The sequence below is a fragment of the Larkinella ripae genome, assembly GCF_054780775.1.
This window is the reverse complement of sequence record NZ_BAAGVR010000008.1, coordinates 178533-199174: the sequence shown is the minus strand read 5'-3', so window position 1 is coordinate 199174 and position 20642 is coordinate 178533. Positions and strand designations below refer to the sequence as shown.

Here is a 20642-nt window from a genome sequence, read left to right as displayed (position 1 = left end):
CAGGCATTCATCGTTCATCATGAATCATTCATAATTTATACAACCACTCCTTCTCTGCTCTTTTCCAAGATGCTGCGTACTTCCGGGCGGCAGGAGCCGCAGCCGGTTCCGGCGCCGGTTTTCTGGCAGAGCTGCTGAAAATCGGTACAGCCGGATGCGATGGCGCGTTCGAGATTGCCCTGCCCCACGCTGTTGCAGGAACAGACCAGCTTGCCCTCCACCGGATCGACGGTTTTGCTGGCCCGCAGCAGTTGCAGCCTTTTTTCGGACAGTTCAAGCCCGTTGGCAATCAGATGCTGGAACTCCCGGAACTCATTTTTATCGCCAACCAGAATGGCCCCCACCAGCTTGTCGCCGTAAACAATGCACTTTTTATAATACCGCTTGGCTTTGTCGATAAAGACAATCTCTTCATACCCAGAACCGTTCAAGGGCACTTCGGGGAGGCCGATGCTGCACAGATGCAGCCCTTCCATTTTCAGAATGTTCATTGAAAGACTGCCCCGATACGGTTTTGAAACATCACCGGCAATGAAGCGGGCGGCTACCTCGGCCTGCTGCTCGGCGGCCAGCGTAATGCCCCACATCTGGCCGTTCCACTGCGCCAGTTCGCCGGCGGCAAAAATGGCCGGGTCCGAGGTTTGCAGATACTCATTCACCACCACGCCCCGGTTGCAGTCCAGTCCGGCTTCGCGCGCCAGTTCGGTGTTCGGCTCGGTTCCGATGGCCAGCACCACCACCTGACACGACAGTTTGCGCCCCGATTTCAACTGAATGCCTTCCACCCGTTGGGTTCCGGCAAACGTCTGGACTTCTTCGTTGAAATAAATTTCAATGCCCCGGTCTTTCAATTCCAGATTGAGCAATTCGCTGGCGAGCGGATCGAGTTGCCGCTCCATAAACCGCCCCGCCCGCTGAATGACCGTCACCCGGACGGTCATCTCGCGCAGCGATGCCGCCAGTTCGAGGCCCAGCAAACCGCCCCCGACAATGACCGCGTGCGGCTCGGCGCCGTCCGGTCCCGGCTTTAGAAACGGCAGCAGCGAATCGGCATCCAGCCGCGACCGCATGTTGAAAATGCCGGGCAAGCGGGGAACACCCTTCGGCATGAACGCGCGGCTTCCGGTGCCCAGCAACAATTTGTCGTAGGCATGTTCGACTCCGTTGCTGTCGGTCACGATTTTGGCCTTCCGGTCGATGTGAACAATGCTGACGCCCTTGTGAACGACAATCCGGTTTTCGGCAAACTGCTCTTCGCGCAGCTTCACGAGCTGCTCCCAGGACTGCGCCCCGCTGATGTAGTCGGGCAGCAAAACCCGGTTATAGAACGGATAAATTTCTTTCGAAAAAACGTGGATTTCGTCGTCGGATTCCAATTTTCGGTAGGCGTTGATAAAGCCCAGCCCCGCCGAACCCGCGCCGATGATCACAATTTTTTCGACCGGTTTTCGGTACGGTTTCACCTCGACCGCCGTGAACTTGAAATCCGGTTCTTTCGAGCGGGGATCGACCAGCGAATTGGTTACGTTATTCGTCCGTACCTGATTGTTATTCAGAATTTTACCCCAGTGCATCGGCAGAAAACACAGGCCCGGGCGCACATCTTCGGTCAGTTGTGCGTTCACCCGAACCTCCCCGCGCCGGCCCTGCACCACCACCAGCTGCCCTTCGCGAATACCGCGCGCCCGGGCGTCGGCGGGGTGGATTTGCAGCAGCGGCTCCGGGATGTGCTGGCTCAGCTTCGCGACCCGACCGGTTTTGGTCATGGTGTGCCATTGATCCCGGATGCGGCCCGTGGTCAGCACGAGCGGAAAGTCCTCGTCCGTCGGCTCCGAGGCATTGCCGTCCGGCACCGCCTGAATCTGCGCCCGCCCGTTCGCCGTATAAAACCGGTGGTCGGTGAAAAGCCGCTTCGTGCCGGGGGCCGGTATACGGTTTTCGGTATACGGTTTTCCGGCTTCTCGGGCTGGTGATTGGTCAAGATCAGGGAAACCGTTCGTCCGTTCTCCTTTCCGTCTTTCCTCCTTCGAAAAAGGCCACTGAATGGTCCGGTGTTTTTTCAGCGATTCGTAACTGACCCCGGTAACGTCCACGTTCGTGCCTGCGGTGATTTGGGTGTATTCCCGGTACACCTCGGCCGCAGTAGCGTAGTTGAAGGAGTCGCCGAAGCCCATTTTCCCGGCAAATCGCCAGATGATTTCAGCATCCGGCAGGGCCTCACCCGGCGCGTCGAGCACTTTGGGCAGGTAAGAAATCCGGCGTTCGGCATTGGTCATGGTGCCTTCCTTCTCAAGCCAGGCAGCCGCCGGCAAGACCACATCGGCAAACGCCACCGTATCGGCCCGGCTGGAAACATCCTGCACCACCACAAACCGGGCGGTTGTAAGGGCTTTCTCAACGGCATTGGCATCCGGCATACTCACCATCGGATTTGTGTTGATGATCCAGATGGCTTTTAATTCGTCCGTCGCCAGGGCTTCGAACATTTCGGTGGCCGTCAGCCCCGGTTTGGGAGCGATGTGGACCGGCCCCCGCCAGAACGCTTCAACTTCGGCGCGGTGAGCGGCATTGATCACTTCGCGGTGCGCGGGCAGGCTATTCGCCAAACCGCCCACCTCGCGGCCACCCATGGCGTTCGGTTGACCCGTCAGCGAAAACGGGCCGCTGCCGGGCTTCCCGATCTTCCCCGTAATCAGGTGTAAATTAATAAGCGACAGGTTCTTGTTAACGCCCACCACCGACTGATTCAGGCCCATTGTCCAGAGAGACAGAAAACCGTTGGCGCGCCCAATCCAGGCAGCCGCCTGCTGAATGGCTTCGGCGTCGATTCCGCAGAGGTCGGCCGCTTCGGCTATTGTCCGCTGCATCACCTGTTCGCGGTAAGCCGCAAAACCGTCTGTGTGGTCCAGAATAAAATCCGCATCGACAAAACCGTTTTCAATCAACAACCGGCCCAGGGCGTTGTTGAGCACAATGTCGGTGCCGGGCCGAATGGGCAGGTGCAGGTCCGACGAGCGGGCGGTATCGGTCCGGCGGGGGTCTACGCAGATGATTCTGACGTGCGGATTGGCGGCTTTGTGCGCTTCGATGCGTCGCCAGAGAATGGGATGACACCAGGCCGGATTGGCGCCCTGCACCAGAAAAACGTCGGCTTCCTCGATGTCGTCGTAGCAAACCGGCACGGAATCCTCGCCGAGCGAGAGTTTGTAGCCGACCACCGCCGAACTCATGCAAAGCCGGGAATTTGTATCGATGTTGTTGGAGCCAATGAACCCTTTTATGAGCTTGTTGACCAGGTAATATTCTTCCGTCAGGCACTGCCCCGACACGTAAAACGCCACCGAATCCGGGCCGTATTTCCGGATAAACGTCTTAAAAATAGCTGCTGTCCGTTCCAGCGCGGCATCCCAGCTCACCCGTTGCAGCGGCATCGACCGTCCAAACCGCATCTGCGGGTACAACAGCCGGTCCGTCTGATCCATCACCGTGTGGTGCAGATTCATTCCCTTCGAGCACAGCATACCGCGATTGGACGGATGGTCCTTGTCGCCCTCCACCGTCAGCCGGCCGTTCGGTTCCGGTTTGACCACAATCCCGCAGCCAACTCCGCAGTAACAACAGGTAGTTTTTATCATTGAAATGAGGAGTGATGAACGATGAATGAGGGACGATGAACGAGGGATGATGAATGATGAATGAATAGCGTTGCGTTAGCCAATTCATCATTTATCGTTCATCATTCATCATTCCTTTTACGCGGTTTGCAATTCAGCTTCGGCGGGTTGGACGACGACGGTTTTGCCAAAATTGACCAGGAACAGCAGCAGGCCGGTGATGGCGACGATACCGCCGATGTACAGAAAAGCTTCGCCGTAGCTGATCGATTGTGATTTAAAAAGAAAGCCCATCAGCATCCCGCCGATGTTGCCACCCGCCCCCACCACGCCGGAAATAACGCCGACGGCTTTGGGGTTGATAAACGGTACGATGGCGTAAGTGCCGCCGTTCGCCATTTTCAGGAACAGCGCGAAGACGATCATGGATAGAATCGCCAGCGGCAGGTTTCCGGCATTCGCAAAAAACATGATGCCCAGCCCTTCCAGCAAGAGCATACTCGCCAGCAAAATGCCTTTGCCGCGCATCCCGTAGCTGGCGCCCACTTTATCGGCCACGATTCCGCCCAGCGCCCGGGCAAACAGGTTCATAAACCCAAACAGCATGGCCCAGAAACCGGCTTCGGTTTCCTGCATGTGAAAATGGTCGAAGAAGTAGAGCGAAGCCACCCCGTCAAAGGTGATTTCCATGCCGAAGCAGCAGCCGTAGGCCAGCGCCAGCGCCCACACGCGAACGTCGGCGCAGGCTTTCCAGAAGCTTACTTGCTCGCTTTTCACTGCCGGGCGTTGCGTTTCTTCCGATCCGGCGTTCCGGTGGTTGCCGTTGGGCGTATCTTCCGTGAACCGGTAGTAGACAAACGCCATCACCAGCATCATCACGCCCGGTACCACCATCGCCAGCCGCCAGGCTTCCGGTTTGGTGTAGCCAAACCCGATGAGGGTCGCCATGATGAGCGGCATGGCCAGTTGCGTAATGCCTCCGCCCAGGTTTCCCCAGCCGCCCGCGACGGCGTTGGCCGTTCCTTTGATGTTGGGCGCAAACATCATGGACGTGTGGAATTGCGTGATGACGAACGACGCCCCAATGACGCCAATCGCCAGCCGGAAAAGCAGGAAGGTGGTGTAGTCGTGCGCCAGACCGACCAGCATCACCGGAAACGCCCCCAGCACGAGCAGGGCCGTGTAGGTTTTCCGCGGTCCCCAGGTGTCGCACAGCCGACCGACGAGCAGACGGGCGAAAATGGTGGCCGAAACGGCCGCAATGATGGTATTGCCCACTTCGGACTTGGTCAGCCCCAGGTCGGCGCGGATGGCGGGCATCAGCGGAGCCAGGCCGAACCAGCCGAAAAAGCAAACAAAAAACGTCATCCAGGTGATGTGAAATGTCCGCATCTGAATGCCTTTGAAGCTGAATACGGGTAGTGTTTCCAGTGGTTTATTGACGTGTGCGTTCATGATGGTTCGAGCGTGTTAGTTGGCGAAAAAATCGGGACGAATGTTAATCATCAGGTAGGCCCAGGTGCCCAATCGGGCTTTCTGGTTCATGGTACCCTGTTTGGTGTATTCCAGCGTATTGGTGCCGTTCATCAGCGCGTATCCCGCTTCGATTGTCGTGAATTTGTTCAAGCTGTAGGTGGCCGTGAAGTCGTATTCGATTCCTAGTCTGGAATCGAGTTTGGCACCGGCCGGAGCGTCCGGCATTTTGTTATAGGTGGTTGCCGCCAGCGCGAAGTAATGCACATCCAGGGCCGTCGTCAGCCGTTTTCCGGCGTACTTGAATTTGAGGAAAGCATCTTTCAACCCGCCGACCGGCGAACCCGTGCCGACGTAGAAATAATCCAAATAACCCCAGTGTTTGTGGGGAGTGCCGTACAGCGGATCAAACCGCCCGGTTTCACCCGGTTTTGCGTGGGCGGCATTGGTGCCGGAAAGAACCTCATAACCGGGCGTCACGCTCAGCAGACCTTTTTGGAAAGTAACATGGGCGCCGTAGTGGTAGGCGTTGCGGATGCGCAGACCATCGCGGTCGCGGCCACGCTGTCCGTAGCCAAACGCCTGCCACAGCAACTGGCCGGTTTTGCTGCCGGAAATTTCCCGCTGGCCCGTCAGCATGAGCCCGTACGTCAGCCGGGAATTTAGGCCGGAAACATCATACCGGCGCCCGTATACGTAACCCGTTGCAACACTGCCCAGCGAGTCGATGCGGTATTTGGCAAAGTCATCTTTGAAAATCAGAGCCGAGACTTTGGTTCCGTTAAACTTGCGGGTCAAATACGCCATCTGGAACGCCTTAAACTGCTGGTTTTGGCCGTTCGTACTGACGGCACTGGCCACCACCGGCGCTCCGCCCTTCCCGGCCGTTGGTAAAAAACCGCCCGGGATCGGCAGCGCAACGTTCAGGGTTGATAAGGCTGAGATGGGTGCGTTGGCGGGCGTATACCCCGTTCCGACTACCCCGAAGGCATCGGTATTCTGATTAAATCCAACGCCCAGATCCAGCGCCCAGCCGTGGTGCTGCGCTTTGAGCAAAGCGGCATCGAACCGGCGTCCCTGCTGAAGCCAGTCGAGATTGCCCAGCAGCCGGACGTCATCATAGACCAGTTCCTGCCGACCGATTTTAAGCGACAACCGCTCGATGGGGCTAAACTTCAGGGTGCTATCCGCGCGGTTGATCAAGGTCAGATCGGCCCAGGCTTCGTGAACCATCAGGCGGTTTCCGTCGGCGGCATTGATGGTGGAAGCATCCTGGCCCCAGACCCGAACATCCTGCACGGTTCCATGAAAGTGAACGCGGCTTCCTTTGTAGCCGACCGTCAGCCGGGTGCGCTGTGAGGTAAAAGCGGCCGGACGGCTGTTTTTGGGCGCCAGATTGCCGTACCCGTCACGGAGTTCCGTTCGGGTGCGGAGCTGGCCGACCAGCGAGACTTGCGCCCGGACTTGCGAATGGAGAAGGGGCAGCAGAAGGCACAGCAGCGCCAGCCGCCCGAAAGAGAAGTTCATGGCATACGTGGGTTGAAAGAAAAGCGCGGCCAGCGCAAAAACCGGTACATTCCCGCCAGAGCGTGGTAGGCAACAGCCTGTGAAGACGGAACTTGGAAGCGATGACGGGATTCAAACCGGCATCGGCTTCCGGAAAGGCAACAGCAGCAGAATTTGCTTTACGTCGGTTTTTTCATTTTCTTTGAACCGTTTGTGTTTTACATAGACAAACCCGTTTGGCCGATCCAAAGGTGCCCCCACACCGGATCGGCTTTTTTGTTTTACAGTATACCGTTTACGGTTTACGGTTGCTGGCGCATTCGTTGAACGCGTTTGTCGACATGCGTCAGCAACCGAAGCGTCGGCCCGGCGAAAACCGTATACGGAAAACGTAAACCTTAAGCTGTCACAGCCAGGCTCCGCAGACACTCGGCCAGATAGGACGGATGCAGCGTAACGACTTCGCCGATGACCAGCACAGCGGGCGCCCCCACGACCTGCTCAGCTACCAGATGCGGTATTTTCCAGACCTGCCCCACAACACACTGCTCGTTGAGCCGGGTTCCGTTCTGAACCACCGCCATCGGCACGTGCCCCCGTCCGGCCTGGCAATACAGCGCGCAGATTTCGGCCAGTTTGTTCATCCCCATCAGCACCACCACCGTTGCCTTCGACTGAACCGCCAGCCGCAGATCGTCGGACAGTTCGCCGTGGCGCGTGGTGCCGGTGATGACCCAGAAGCTTTCGCTGACACCCCGGGCCGTGACCGGAATTCCCTGCGACGCCGGAACGGCAATGCAACTGGATACGCCGGGAATTACGTCACACGCAATGCCGTACTGCCGAACGTGTTCAAACTCCTCGAAACCGCGTCCAAACACGTACGAATCGCCCCCTTTCAGCCGAACAACGTGGCCGTGCTCCTGCGCCAGCCGCACAATCAGATCGTTGATTTCTGCCTGCGTGAACGACGCTTTGCCGGCCCGCTTGCCTACGTAGGTCTTCAGCGCGTGTTCCGGCGCGAAATCCAGTAAGCTGTCATTCGCCAGATCGTCGTACAGCACCACGTCGGCTTGTTGGAGCGCCCTGATCCCTTTCAAGGTGATCAATTCGCCGTCGCCGGGACCCGCCCCCACGAGTGTAAGCTTTGGCTTCATCGCTGTGATTTTAAAGTTCCTTCTTTATAGTCAAAATCTACTATTACTACTATTTGCTAATTCTGAATTATTGGTTCAAAATTAAGGTCAATATTTTAAAAAACAAGTTAAATCAATAAAAATAGGATTAAAATTTATTCAATTCAGAAGAAAAATATAGGAAATAGCAAAAAGTCAGTTTAACTTTGAATCGTAGTATTCGGATACTAATTGGGGAATTTTATCAGAATAGTACAACAAATAAACGGGTTTGTTTTATTACTATAGTTACTATTAACTATGAACACAGGCAAAATGCAGCGCGTCGTTGTGATTGGCAATGGCATGGTCGGCTACAAATTCTGCGAGAAACTGGTAGCCAAACAAAAAAATGGGCAACGGTTTAGTCTGACGGTTTTCGGGGAAGAACCGCGCGTTGCCTACGATCGCGTTCATCTGAGCGCGTATTTTGCGGGTAAAACGGCCGACGAACTGACGTTGGCGCCCGAAAGCTGGTACACCGAAAACGGTATTCAGCTTTACCTGACCGATCCGGTGGTGGACATCGACCGCCAGCGCCGGGAAGTCCGCTCGCACCACGGCGTTGTCGTGCCGTATGATTATCTGGTGCTGGCGACGGGTTCGGGGGCGTTTGTGCCACCCATCTCTGGGGTCGAAAAAGACGGCGTGTTTGTGTACCGCACCATCGAAGACCTGGACCTCATTCAATCGTACGCGCGCCGGGCCAGCAAAGGAGCGGTGATGGGGGGCGGTTTGCTGGGGCTGGAAGCGGCCAAAGCCCTGCTCGACCTCGGCCTGGAAGAAGCCCACGTCATTGAATTTGCCCCCCGGCTCATGCCCCGGCAAATCGACGATGCGGGGTCCGGTATCCTGCAACGCCAGCTCGAATCCCTCGGCCTGACGATGCACCTTTCTAAAAATACCGGGCAGATCACGGGCGAGGATACCATCCAGGGCATCGCCTTCGCCGACGGCAGCACGCTGGAAGTGGACATGCTGATCATTTCCGCCGGAATTCGCCCGCGCGACGAACTGGCGAAAGCCGCCGGTCTGGATACCCACCCGCGCGGGGGAATCATGGTGGATAACGCCTTACAAACGTCCGATCCTGCGGTTTTTGCCATCGGGGAGTGTGCGGTGGCTCACCACATGATTTACGGGTTGGTGGCACCGGGCTACGAAATGGCTGAAGTAGTAGCCGCCCGGTTGATGGGCGACGAAAAGGAATTCAGGCCGTACGATATGTCGACCAAGCTGAAACTGATCGGCACTGACGTTGGCAGCTTCGGCGACCCGTTCATCAGCGAACCCAGTTGCCGCACCATCACTTACGAAAACAAGGCGAAAGGCGTTTACAAACGCATCAACATTGCGGCCGACGGCAAAACGCTGTTGGGCGGTATTCTGGTGGGTGATGCCGATCAGTATAACCTGCTGCTGCAAACCTGCAAGAATAAAACCGTACTGCCCCCCAATCCCGAAGACCTGATTCTGGGTTCACGCGGGGGTGAAGACGCGGGCGCGGGTGTCATGGGATTACCCGACGACGCGCTGATCTGTTCCTGCGAAGCCATCACCAAAGCCCAGCTTTGCCACGAAATCGGCGAAAACGGCCACACGAGCATCGATGCGCTCAAGAAAGCCACCAAAGCCTGTACGGGTTGCGGGGGCTGCACCCCCCTGGTGAAAGACCTGATTCAGGGCGTGCAGAAGCAACAAGGCCACTACGTCCGGAACGTCCTCTGCGAACACCTCGATTACACCCGCCAGGAACTGCTCGATTTGGTGAAAATCAACCACCTGAAAACCTTCGATGCGGTTTTAGACCAATTCGGCCAGGGCGACGGCTGCGAAGTCTGCAAACCGGCGGTGGCCTCGCTGCTGGCGAGTTTGTGGAACGAAAACATTCTGGAGCAGGGCCGCGCCACCATTCAGGATTCCAACGACCGGTTTCTGGCGAACATCCAAAAAGGCGGAACCTACTCGGTAGTGCCCCGCATTCCGGGCGGTGAGATTACGCCCGATAAACTGATCGTAATTGGTCAGGTGGCGAAAAAGTACGGTTTATACACCAAAATTACCGGCGGTCAGCGCATCGACCTCTTCGGCGCGCACGTCGGTGATCTGCCCCTGATCTGGGAGGAGCTGATTATGGCCGGTTTTGAAAGCGGCCACGCCTACGGCAAATCGTTGCGGACGGTGAAAAGCTGCGTGGGCAGTACCTGGTGCCGTTTCGGGGTGCAGGACTCGGTTTCGTTTGCCATCGAAGTGGAAGATCGCTACAAGGGCGTTCGCTCCCCGCATAAGCTGAAATCCGGCGTATCGGGCTGCATTCGGGAATGCGCCGAAGCCCAGAGCAAGGACTTTGGCATCATTGCCACCGAAAAAGGCTGGAACCTGTACGTGGGCGGCAACGGCGGCTCCAAACCGCAACACGCCCAATTGCTAGCGTCAGATGTTGACAAGGCAACCTGCATTCGCTACATCGACCGGTTCCTGATGTTTTACATCAAAACCGCCGATCCGCTGACCCGCACGGCCACCTGGATGAACAAAATGGAAGGCGGCATGACCTACCTGAAAGCCGTGGTGGTGGACGATGTGCTGGGCCTTGGCGCCGATCTGGAACGCGAAATGCAATTGCTGGTGGATACCTTCAAATGCGAGTGGAAGGAAGTGGTCGACAACCCGGAACTTCGCCAACGGTTTACCCACTTCGTGAACGTTCCCGAACTGAAAGACCCGACTGTGGAGTTTGCCACCCTGCGCGACCAGAAGCGGGCCAAAGAGTGGAGATGACCGTATTCACGGATTAAAACCTGCGTTTCATCCTTTCTCATTTTCTACAATCAACAAAAAATCACGGGCTAAACGGGGTCACCCGGGCGGTTTGTGGATACCTACATCTATGGAAGCGCTTATTGCTGATCAAGAAGAAATGACGTGGTTTTTGGCCTGCCGGGTAACGGATGTACCCGCCGACGGGGGCGCCTGCGTTTTGCTCAACGGCCACCAGATTGCCATCTATAACTTTGCCCGCCGGAACGAATGGTTTGCCACGGACAACGAATGCCCGCACCGCCAGCAGATGGCACTTTCGCGGGGCATGATCGGCAGCCAGGGCGACGATCCCAAGGTGGCCTGCCCGTTTCACAAAAAGACGTTCTCGCTCCGCAGCGGTCAGTGCCTCAACGACGACAGCTACCAGATAACCACCTTTCCGGTTAAAGTAACCGACGGAATGGTGTATATTGGGCTGGAATAAGCGAAAATGACCCAACTCGATCAGCAGGTTGCCCGCCGGTTAACCCGGTTTTATGTACTCGCGCTCACGGTGGTCGCGGTGCTGTCGCTGAGTGGCCTGCTGTTCATCCGGCGCACCCTGAGCGAGCACTACGACGACAGCCGGGTGGTGAATGTGGCCGGTCGGCAGCGGATGCTGAGCCAGCGCCTGACCAAACTGGCCCTGCTGCGAACAACGGAATTTTCGATCCCGGATACGGCATCATTTACGGCCCTGCTGAACACCTGGAGCCAGAGTCATCGCCAGCTGCGCGCCGGAACCCTGCACATGGAAAAGGCGTATCGGGTGCGCAAAAGCCGCCGGATCGACCAGATGCTGACCCAGCTTGAGCCGGTTTTTCAGTCCATGTACCAGAATCTGGTCCGAATCAACGACGCAGCGACAAGACCGGAGCAGAAAAAAACCGCCCTTCAGATCCTTCTGCGGGCGGAACCCTTGTTTCTGGAACAGATGAACACCATTGTGTTTCAGTTTGATAAGGAGATTTTCGAGCGCGTCCGGTCCCTGGAACAAATTGAATGGGCGCTGACGGTGGCGACCCTGCTGGTGTTACTGATCGAGGGCTTGTTGATTTTCCGGCCGGTGGTTAATCACACGAAAGACGTGATTCGTAAACTAACCGAGTCGGACGAAGCGCTCCGCCGGGCCAACGAGAACCTGGCCCTTGCCAACATCGATCTGGAAAACGCAAACCGGCAGCTGGTCATTACGCAACGGGAACTGCTGTGGGCAACGGAGGAAAAATACCAGCTACAGATGGCCGAAGAAACCGTGCGTTCGGCGGGGCTGCTGGAAGGACAGGAGGAAGAACGACGGCGGTTTGCGCGCGAACTGCACGACGGGATTGGGCAGATGCTGACCGGCTTGAAACTGCACGCCGAAACGCTGAAAAGCGTGCCGTTTCCCGAACCCAGACAACGGCAGCGGTTTGAAGAACTGTGCGAGCTGATTTACGACGTTATTCAGACAACCCGCCAGACCTCGCACAACCTCATGCCCGCGGTGCTGAGCGATTTCGGACTGGGAGCCGCTTTGCAGTTCCTGGCGGAGCAGACGACCCGGTCGTCCGGTATCCCGGTTGTTTTTGAGGGCGAAACGGCCGGAAAACGATTGACGCCCGCGCAGGAAATCGGCCTGTACCGAATTGCGCAGGAAGCGCTCAACAACGCCGTCAAACACGCCGATGCGCAGGAAATCCGGATTGGCTGGCAAAAAAAGGGCCGTGGAATCACCCTGACCATTGAAGACAACGGGAAAGGTTTCCAGCAAAAACCGCTGCCGAAAACCGCCGGGCGCATTCCGTCGATTAAGGGCCTGGAGAATATGAGCACCCGGGCGCGTTTGCTGAACGGCACACTGACCATTTCATCAAAACTAAAAAAAGGGACGAAACTAACCGTCCAGTTACCAGACCCACTTTCTGCATGAAACCAATCCGAATTCTTGTTGCCGACGACCACTCGGTGGTCAGAAAGGGCGTCCGGTTATTGCTGGAAGACGAAACCGACATTGAGATTGTTGGCGAAGCGCCCGACGGCGACGAAGCGATTGACCTGATTCCGGTCGTCAAACCGGATGTGCTTTTTCTGGACATCACCATGCCGCGGCTGTCGGGCATGGACGCCCTGCCCATCATCACGCAGCAGTTTCCGAAGGTCCGGATTCTGATGTTCAGCATGCACAACAACAAGGATTATATTCTCAAATCGGTGCAGCACGGCGCGGCCGGTTATTTGCAGAAAGACACTGACCGGGAGGAAATTCTGCGGGCGATCCGGGCCGTGGTCAGTGGCGAACTGTATTATCCGGCGAGCGCTTCGTCGGTGATCATCCGCCACCTGGTGCTGTCGAATGCGTCGGATGCCCCAGCGGAAGCCAGTCCGGCGACAACCCCAAAAACGTCAATCTGGAACAAAGTCAGTTCGCGCGAAGCCCAGATTCTGACCTGCCTGACCGAAGGCATGAGCAGCCCGGAAATTGCGAAACGGTTCGACATCAGCACCAATACCGTCGCCAACCAGCGCGCCAGTATTCTAAAGAAAGTGGGGGTAAAAAATACCGTCGAACTGGTTCGGCTGGCGCTGAACGAAAAAGCGCGGGGGTTGAAAAATTGAGGGGTGTGGAAAACAAGCACCTGCTTCTTCCGCGCCATTAGACTCCCCACGAAACCGCAGCGGCTTATGCTTGCAGAAGAACCACCGGAGCGTGCGGGGCGGTTTTCGCGGCTGCTTAAAAAATCAGTTCGGGATCGTCAGCAGAACCCGCAAACCACCGCTTTCGGGCGCTTCGTAAACAACGCTTACGTTCAGCAGACGCGCAAAATCCCGGATGATTTCGTGGCCAAATTGGGTGTGTAATTGCTGGACGGGTTCGGGCGAGCTAAAAAATTGATTGATGCGTTGCAGTAAAGCGGGCGACACCCCCACGCCACTGTCCGAAACCGTGATCACAACGTGTTCATACGCCTGCCGGGCCTGAATACGAATGACGCCCTCTTCCGTATTTTTGTTGGCATTATCGAGGAGATTTCTCAGAATTGTTTTTAGCAGAATTTTGTCCGTATGAAGCGTCAGGCGCGATGGAATTTCCAGTTCCAGTGTATTATCCTGCTGCAGAATACTTTCCTTACAGAATGCGTCCAGCTCCTGCATAATTTCCAGTAACGTATATTCTTTCAGGCGGATATGATAGGTATTATCCTGCGTGGCAATCCACAGCATCATTTCCTCCGTCAGGAAATGAATTTGCCGGGTTGAATTGTTGATTTCGGTAATTAACTGGTCCAGTTCCGAATGCGAATCCTGCTTCCAGTTTCGAAAAAGGTAAGCCGTATTTTTGTATAAAAAGCGCAGCGGTGACCGCAAATCGTGCGTTAAAAGCGAAATAAACCGGTCTTTTTCCGAAATAGACAAATCCAGTTTTTCCTTCGATAGTTTCAGCTGATTGTTGTGAAACTCCAGCTCCGAAATCAGTTTTTGCTGCTGTAAAATCCGGGCTTCAATTTCATGGTTCAGCCGCAGATGCTCGCGCTTTCGCAGGTTGAAGCGGAAGATAAGCCAGATAAAAATTCCCGCAACCAGGGTTCCCAGCACCGGCAGCCAGAGGGAGTCGTCGCCGGTTAGAATAATCCCGACAGGCAATGGGAAATACGTCAACCTATCCGGTGACGGAACTGGTTTGTCAACTTGTCTGCTCCACGTTTTGATACTCATACGCTTGCCTGTAGCCGGAAAAAATCCTTCCAAACTTAAGCAGGGCGGGTCTCGCACTTTGTAGAAAAAAATGTATTTTGATTCCTTCCGCTCTTTTCATCCCGACCATCCGGGCGTTTTGAAGACGCCGAAATGGATGATTTTCTACAGGAGAAATTCAAATCAATTGACAGCTTTGTAACGGGTCAGGTCGGCGCGCATAATGCGGTTTTGGGTCATTGCCACCCGTCCTGACAATCCATTCGCCTTATCAGCTTCGCCGGACATGGCCACCCTATACACACTAACATCAACGGAAAACCGGGTTGGCGAACTGGAAGCCTTCACGGGCCTGTCCTTTCAGCGATCCTACCTGATTTATAATGTCCCGGCGGGTTGCGTAAGAGGTCAGCACCGGCACCGCCAAAGTCACAGTGTATTGATGTGCCTTACCGGATCTGTATCGGTTTTTATTCAGTCCGCCGACACCGATACACTTTACCACCTAACGAAGCCGGAACAAGCGTTACACATTCTCCCGGCCGACTGGCGGGTTCTGTATCATTTTTCGCCGGACTGCCTTATCCTGGCGCTGGCCAGCAACACGTTTTCTGCCCGGGACTACGTATTTAATCCGTATCGACCCGTTTGTTTACCCGTTCAGAAATCCGTACGGAATCAGGCAGTGCTATAAGTTAGTTTACGAAACAACCAACCAATGAATCGCTTATTGTCAGACAATTTTATGACAAAATACTGTCTTATTTTAGGATTCACTTTATTCCTTTCCGAAGTGGATGCGCAAAACCTTCGCTTCGGAAATGAGTGGATTTCGTACGAACAAACCTATTACCGAATTCCGGTGACGGAGAACGCCGTTTACCGGCTGACGACCGCGGATTTACAAAAAGCGGGACTCCCGGTGGCCGCCATCGACCCGACAACGTTCCAGCTTTTCCGCCGGGGTGTTGAGCAGGCTATTGTGGTGACCGGGGAGTCGGACAAAAAACTGGACGCTGCGGATTACGTCGAGTTTGTGGGCGAACGAAACGATGGGTTGCAGGACACGCTGCTCTACCGACCGATGAACGCCCAGCCCCACCCCTACTACAGCATGTACTCGGATACGGCGGCTTACTTTTTAACCTGGCACACCGACGGCAAACCCGGCAAACGGATGGTGACGGTTCAGGAAACGAATACGACGGGCCTTCAGCCCGAGCTGTATCACCTGGCCGAAAACCGGGTGGTGCTGACGGACGAAATGTCGACCAACCCGGCCACCGGACCAATGCCATTTATTACCCAGAATGAAGTATTTTTTGAAACCGGAGAAGGCTGGACGGGGCCGATGCAGCAGAAAGACAAGCCCTTTACGCAGGTACTAAAGCTCCCCGGCTGGGTCAGCACGGCGAGCGAAAAGCCTGAACTGGTGCTGTTGCTGAACGGCCGGGACAACTACGACCACCTCGTTGACGTGAAGGCCGGAGCCGCAAATCGCTTCCTGAACACCCTCAAATTCAGTGCCTTTCAACCCGTCCGGTGGTCGGTGCAGCTTGAGAAAAGTGATCTTTCGGGCAAAGGCGACGGCCAGCCGGCCGAATTTACGCTGACTACCGTCTCGCACGGCCCGGCGGAATTTGACCGCTATTCGCTGAGCTACCTTCAGGTTCGGTATCCGCAGACGATCAGCTTCCAGAACGGGGCGCAGCAACTGCTCCGGCTGCTGCCCAAAACCGGGGGACGCTCGTACCTGGAACTGCTGGACGCGCCCGAAACCGCCCTGGTCTACGACCTTACCGAAGCCGGCGCCATCCGGCGCATCCTCGGTACCCAGAACGGTTCGGTTCGGCGGCTGGTCGTTACGAACACCACGGTTTCGCGTCGGCTCTGGATCAGCACGACGGCCGTGACACCCAGCCGACTGGAGCGGGTGGTGTTCCGAAAAATGGACCCGGCCAAAGCGAACTATCTGATTGTCAGTCACGAAACCCTCATGAAACCGACCGACCCCGGAACAGATGCCGTACGGGCGTACGCTGCTTACCGGGCCTCGGCGCCGGGCGGCCGGCACGACACCCTCGTCGTCACCATGAAGGCCCTGTTCAACCAGTTCAGTTTTGGTGAACGCACGCCGATGGCCATTCGCCGGTTTGCCGATTATATGCTGACGGGCGGCACAAATACGTTTCTGTTTTTGGTGGGCCGGTCGTCGGTCTATTTTCCGTTTCGCAAAAACCCCAATCAGTACTACCTCGACCTGGTACCGACCATCGGCAATGTACCCGGTTCCGACGTTCTGCTCACCGCCGGACTCGCCGGTTTTCCGGAAAACGTACCGGCCATGGCGACGGGGCGGCTCAACGTGCTGTATCCGTTTGAGGTGCTGAATTACACGGCCAAAGTAAAAGAATTTGAAAGCAATGCGGCCAACGTTCCCTGGCGCAAGGAGGTTTTGCACCTGAGTGGTGGGCGCTCAGAATCCGAACTGAAGGCGTTCCAGACGATTTTGAACGACGCTACCGCCATTGCCAGACAACCGTATCTGGGGCCGGAGGTCACGACCCGCGCCAAAACCAACAACGAACCCGTTGAGCGCATCGACATCAGCGACGAGGTCAACAGGGGCGTGTCGATGATCACCTTTTTTGGGCACTCTTCGCCCACCGTGACCGACCTCGACATTGGCTATGCTTCCGATCCGGCCTATGGTTACCGCAACAAGGGACGTTACCCGCTCATGTTTTTCAACGGCTGCGGCATCGGCAATATTTTTTACGGCGGAACCGTCCTGAGCACCAATTGGGTGTTGACGCCCGACAAGGGTGCCATTGCGGTTCTGGCCCATTGTTTTGAAGGCTTTACGACTCCGCTGAACACCTTTACGCTCCAGTTTTACAAAACGCTGTTTACCGACAGCACCTACTTTTCAAAACCGATCGGCATCGTTCATCAGGAAACCACCAGACGGGTGCTGGCGTCGACCAGCGATCCCTTCCAAATCGCCAATACGCACCAGATGGTGTTGCAGGGCGACCCGGCTCTCCGGTTGTTTCCGCTGCCTAAAGCCGATTTTCAGATCCAGTCATCCGGCATTTCCCGCACCGACGATGCCGCCGACTCGGTGCGGCTGCGGGTGGTCGTTACCAACGCCGGGCGGTTTGATGCAAACGATCACCTGAGCGTGACGATCCGGAAACGACGATCCGACGGCACACTCCATACGTACGGCACGGTTCTGCGTAAGGCCGTCGCCTACCGGGATACGGTTTTTTACAGCTTCCGGCCCGAGCTGGAGGCCGGTGGGCCAACGCGGCACGAACTGGTTCTGGACGCCGAAAACCGGGTGCAAGAGTTGGACGAAACCAATAACCTGCTGGTGTTCACGATCAGTCCGAACCAGAGCAAATTTACGGTCTTGCTGCCCGATTCCAGCCAGCAGTTTCCGCCGGATCGCTTCAATCCGTTGCTGGATGTCACCTTCGATGGCACCCGAATTGCCGACGGCGCGCTGGTCTCGGCCAACCCCACCATCCAGGTCATTGTGCAGGACGAAGATGTTTACCGAGTCCGGCAGGATACGCTGGGGATTGACCTGCTGCTCCGCAAACCGTGCACCAGCTGCGGTTTTGAACGCATTCCGCTGGGCGGTGCCGACGTTCGGTGGACACCCGCCGGGCCCGACAACCGCTTCACGCTCAACTATCTCCCTCAGAATCTGGCCGATGGCCGGTACACCTTGCGGGTCCAGGCGACGGATGTGAGCAACAACAAAGCCGGTTTTATTCCGTACGAAATTACGTTCCGGGTCAAAAGCGACGACAGTTCATCCGTGATCCGGCCCGTGCCGAACCCGTTCTGGACGCACACCCGGTTTCGGTTCACCATCACCGGAAACCAGTCGCCGGGCGACGGCCAGCTGTTCATTCGTACCCTGAACGGCCATTTGATCCGGACATTCCGGCAACCGCTCCGAATCGGAGAAAACGGTTTTTACTGGGACGGCACCGATCAGGGGGGCGTAGCCGTACCAAACGGCCTGTACGTGTTCCGGCTGGTCCGCGACGACGGGAAAGTCCAGACCGGGCGCGTTGTATTAAACCGCTAAACAACCTTTTGCAAACCGGCCATGATCACCCTTCGGGCATACAGAGTTCCGTTCCTGCTGACGCTCCTTGGCCTGATCATCACGGGTGCCTCCGCGCGGGCTCAGTCCACCACCGCCGAGATCGAAATTCCTGCCATCGAAAAAAAAGAAGTCCGCGCTTTTGCCGAAGCCGCCGGTTCGGCCAGTACGTCGGCGCAAACTCCGTTCTGGCTGCGGGCCAACCAATTCGGCATCATCCCGACCCGATCGCCCTTTGGCACAATCCGGGCGGGTATTTCAGCCAGTTACCTGTATGACCGAACCAAACCGGCGGCTCTCATCGGGAAAAAACGCCGGGTGATCGGCTGGGGCTACGGACTCGACGCACTGGCCAATGTAGGTCCGAAAACGGCGGTTCTGCTGCCCGAAGCCTACGTCCGGGGGCAGGTCTGGGGATTTGAATTCCTGGCGGGCCGGCGCCGGGAGGTGGTGGGACTGGCCGATTCCACGCTCGGAACCGGTCCGCTGATCGGGTCCGGAAACGCCCTGCCCCTGCCCAAAGTCCAGATTGCCCTGCCGGACTATACCCCCATTGGTTTCACCAAAGGCATCGTTTCGTTCCGGGGGCATTACGCGCACGGCTGGTTTGGCAACCGGGGGCCGGTTACGCATTCGTACCTCCACCAGAAAGCCCTCTACGGTCGGCTGGGAAAACCGGGCTGGCCGGTCCGGTTTTACGCCGGAATCAATCACCAGGTGCAGTGGGCCGGGCGCAGTGAGGTCGTTACCGACGAGGATCGAATCAAAAACGGGCGGTTTCCGAACGGCTTCACCAATTACCTGAACGCCATTTTCGGCACCTCACTGGCCGCCCGGGGCGACAACATCGACACTACCCAGTTCAGCAAAGCCGACCGCGGAAATCGGGTGGGCAATCACCTCGGCAGTGTCGATCTCGGCTTTGAAATCAACGCCAACCGGTTTTCGCTGCTGCTCTACCGGCAAAGCATTTACGAAGACGGCTCCCTGTTTTACCTCACCAACATTGCGGATGGCCTCAACGGCATCCGGTTTCAAAACCGCCGACCGGCGGCCCAGGGGTTGCACATTCAGACGGTGGTAGCGGAATTTCTGTATACGCTCAGCCAGGGCGGGGAGAAGTTTACGGAAAACGAAAAATACCGGGGCAACGACAATTATTTTAATCACTCGCAGTACATCGACGGCTGGTCATACCGGGGACTCACCATCGGCACGCCGTCTATTCCGCCCGCCCGCGATACCCGCCCGGATTTACCCCGCCCGCAGACCGGCGAATTTCCGCTTTTTAGCAACAACAACCGCGTCAGCGTTTTCCACCTGGGCGTATCGGGCCGTTGGCGCCAGCGGTACACGTTTCAACTTAAAGCGTCGATGAGCGAGAATCTGGGCACCTACGCCAATCCGTTTCCGGCCGATACCCGGCAATTTTCGTCGGTTCTGGTTGTGGGCATCCCGGTGGGCGGTTTTCAAACGACGGTTTCGCTTGCGCACGATCAGGGGAAACTCTACCCCAACAGCACCGGTTTTCACCTGAGTCTCCGCAAAACCTGGACCGCGACCCGGCCGTGAACGGTCCAACCCTCAGCACGACCAAATTGTCGTAATTCCCCCCGCTGAAAGGCGCACCAACAACCGACGAATCTGCGTTTTACCCGCTAGCTTTGCCAAAAATAAAACAGCAAACGACAATGAGAAACGTAAAGCTTCAGGTGCAAATGACCGTTGACGGGTACATTGGAGGACCGAACGGCGAAATGGATTGGCTGACCTACCCCTGGACCAAAGACATTGAGCAGTATGTTACCGCCCTTACCGAGTCGGTTGACACCATTGTTTTAGGCCGAAAGCTGGCCGAAGGCTTCATTCCGTATTGGGCTTCCGTGGCCGCCAATCCGGATGACCCGCAGCATTCGGCCGGTCGGAAATTTACCGAAACACCCAAAGTGGTTTTTACCAAAACGCTGGATCAATCGGCCTGGGACAATACCGTGCTGGCCAAAGGCGAGCTGGCGGACGAAATCAGGGCGCTGAAAAACCAGGACGGAAAAGACATCATTGCCTATGGCGGGGCCACGTTTGTCTCGGCGCTCCTCCAGCACAGTTTGATCGACGAGCTTCACTTATTCGTCAACCCGGCGGCCATCGGGTCCGGAATGACCATTTTCGACACGCCGTCGGGCAAGCAAAACCTGACGCTGGTGAAAGCCACCCCGTTCGACTGCGGCATCGTGGTCCTGCATTACCGGCCAAAACGCAGCTAAGGCCCCG

13 protein-coding genes are annotated in these 20642 nt (G+C 56.5%); 8 read left to right on the top strand and 5 right to left on the bottom strand.

The genetic code is table 11. The features are described from left to right. Window positions 1–35: 35 nt before the first annotated feature. From ACYVHX_RS05660 to cobA, 4 genes are all read right to left on the bottom strand, one after another. Window positions 36–3635, bottom strand: coding sequence for a molybdopterin-dependent oxidoreductase (locus tag ACYVHX_RS05660; RefSeq protein WP_460670653.1), 3600 nt, complete (start codon window positions 3633–3635; stop codon window positions 36–38). Window positions 3636–3752: 117 nt separating this feature from the next. Beyond that, entirely contained in the window at window positions 3753–5069 is a 1317-nt protein-coding gene (locus ACYVHX_RS05655) for a NarK family nitrate/nitrite MFS transporter (RefSeq protein ID WP_460670652.1), read from the bottom strand. Between the two features lie 15 nt (window positions 5070–5084). Further along, on the bottom strand, window positions 5085–6614 hold the full coding sequence (locus ACYVHX_RS05650; RefSeq protein ID WP_460670651.1) for an alginate export family protein: 1530 nt from the start codon (window positions 6612–6614) through the stop codon (window positions 5085–5087). 377 nt (window positions 6615–6991) lie between these two features. Continuing rightward, complete coding sequence (gene cobA / locus ACYVHX_RS05645) at window positions 6992–7750, bottom strand: uroporphyrinogen-III C-methyltransferase (RefSeq protein ID WP_460670650.1); 759 nt, start codon at window positions 7748–7750, stop codon at window positions 6992–6994. A gap of 279 nt (window positions 7751–8029) precedes the next feature. Between cobA and nirB the strand changes: the two genes are divergently transcribed. The 4 genes from nirB (at window position 8030) to ACYVHX_RS05625 (ending at window position 13168) form a co-directional block, all read left to right on the top strand. Continuing rightward, window positions 8030–10549 carry a nitrite reductase large subunit NirB gene (nirB, locus tag ACYVHX_RS05640; RefSeq protein ID WP_460670649.1) on the top strand — a complete coding sequence of 840 codons (2520 nt, stop codon included), beginning with the start codon at window positions 8030–8032 and terminating at the stop codon, window positions 10547–10549. 109 nt (window positions 10550–10658) lie between these two features. Beyond that, complete coding sequence (gene nirD, locus ACYVHX_RS05635) at window positions 10659–11015, top strand: nitrite reductase small subunit NirD (RefSeq protein ID WP_460670648.1); 357 nt, start codon at window positions 10659–10661, stop codon at window positions 11013–11015. 6 nt (window positions 11016–11021) lie between these two features. After that, window positions 11022–12482 carry an ATP-binding protein gene (locus ACYVHX_RS05630; RefSeq protein WP_460670647.1) on the top strand — a complete coding sequence of 487 codons (1461 nt, stop codon included), beginning with the start codon at window positions 11022–11024 and terminating at the stop codon, window positions 12480–12482. Continuing rightward, window positions 12479–13168 (top strand): response regulator transcription factor, encoded by a 690-nt coding sequence (locus ACYVHX_RS05625; protein WP_460670646.1) that lies wholly within the window; start codon window positions 12479–12481, stop codon window positions 13166–13168. The genes ACYVHX_RS05630 and ACYVHX_RS05625 overlap by 4 nt, the downstream gene beginning before the upstream one ends. A 123-nt stretch (window positions 13169–13291) precedes the next feature. On the opposite strand, the gene ACYVHX_RS05620 is transcribed toward ACYVHX_RS05625, so the two are convergent. Beyond that, a complete protein-coding gene (locus ACYVHX_RS05620; protein ID WP_460670645.1) occupies window positions 13292–14266 on the bottom strand; it encodes a sensor histidine kinase in 975 nt (324 codons plus the stop codon). 265 nt (window positions 14267–14531) lie between these two features. Here ACYVHX_RS05620 and ACYVHX_RS05615 point away from each other — a divergent pair, with 265 nt between their 5' ends. From ACYVHX_RS05615 to ACYVHX_RS05600, 4 genes are all read left to right on the top strand, one after another. Continuing rightward, on the top strand, window positions 14532–14939 hold the full coding sequence (locus ACYVHX_RS05615; protein ID WP_460670644.1) for a sugar 3,4-ketoisomerase: 408 nt from the start codon (window positions 14532–14534) through the stop codon (window positions 14937–14939). A 51-nt stretch (window positions 14940–14990) separates the two neighbouring features. Beyond that, entirely contained in the window at window positions 14991–18353 is a 3363-nt protein-coding gene (gene porU2, locus ACYVHX_RS05610) for a putative type IX secretion system sortase PorU2 (RefSeq protein ID WP_460670643.1), read from the top strand. Between the two features lie 21 nt (window positions 18354–18374). Continuing rightward, window positions 18375–19943, top strand: coding sequence for a capsule assembly Wzi family protein (locus ACYVHX_RS05605; protein ID WP_460670642.1), 1569 nt, complete (start codon window positions 18375–18377; stop codon window positions 19941–19943). A 119-nt stretch (window positions 19944–20062) separates the two neighbouring features. Continuing rightward, entirely contained in the window at window positions 20063–20635 is a 573-nt protein-coding gene (locus tag ACYVHX_RS05600) for a dihydrofolate reductase family protein (RefSeq protein ID WP_460670641.1), read from the top strand. Window positions 20636–20642 lie beyond the last annotated feature (7 nt).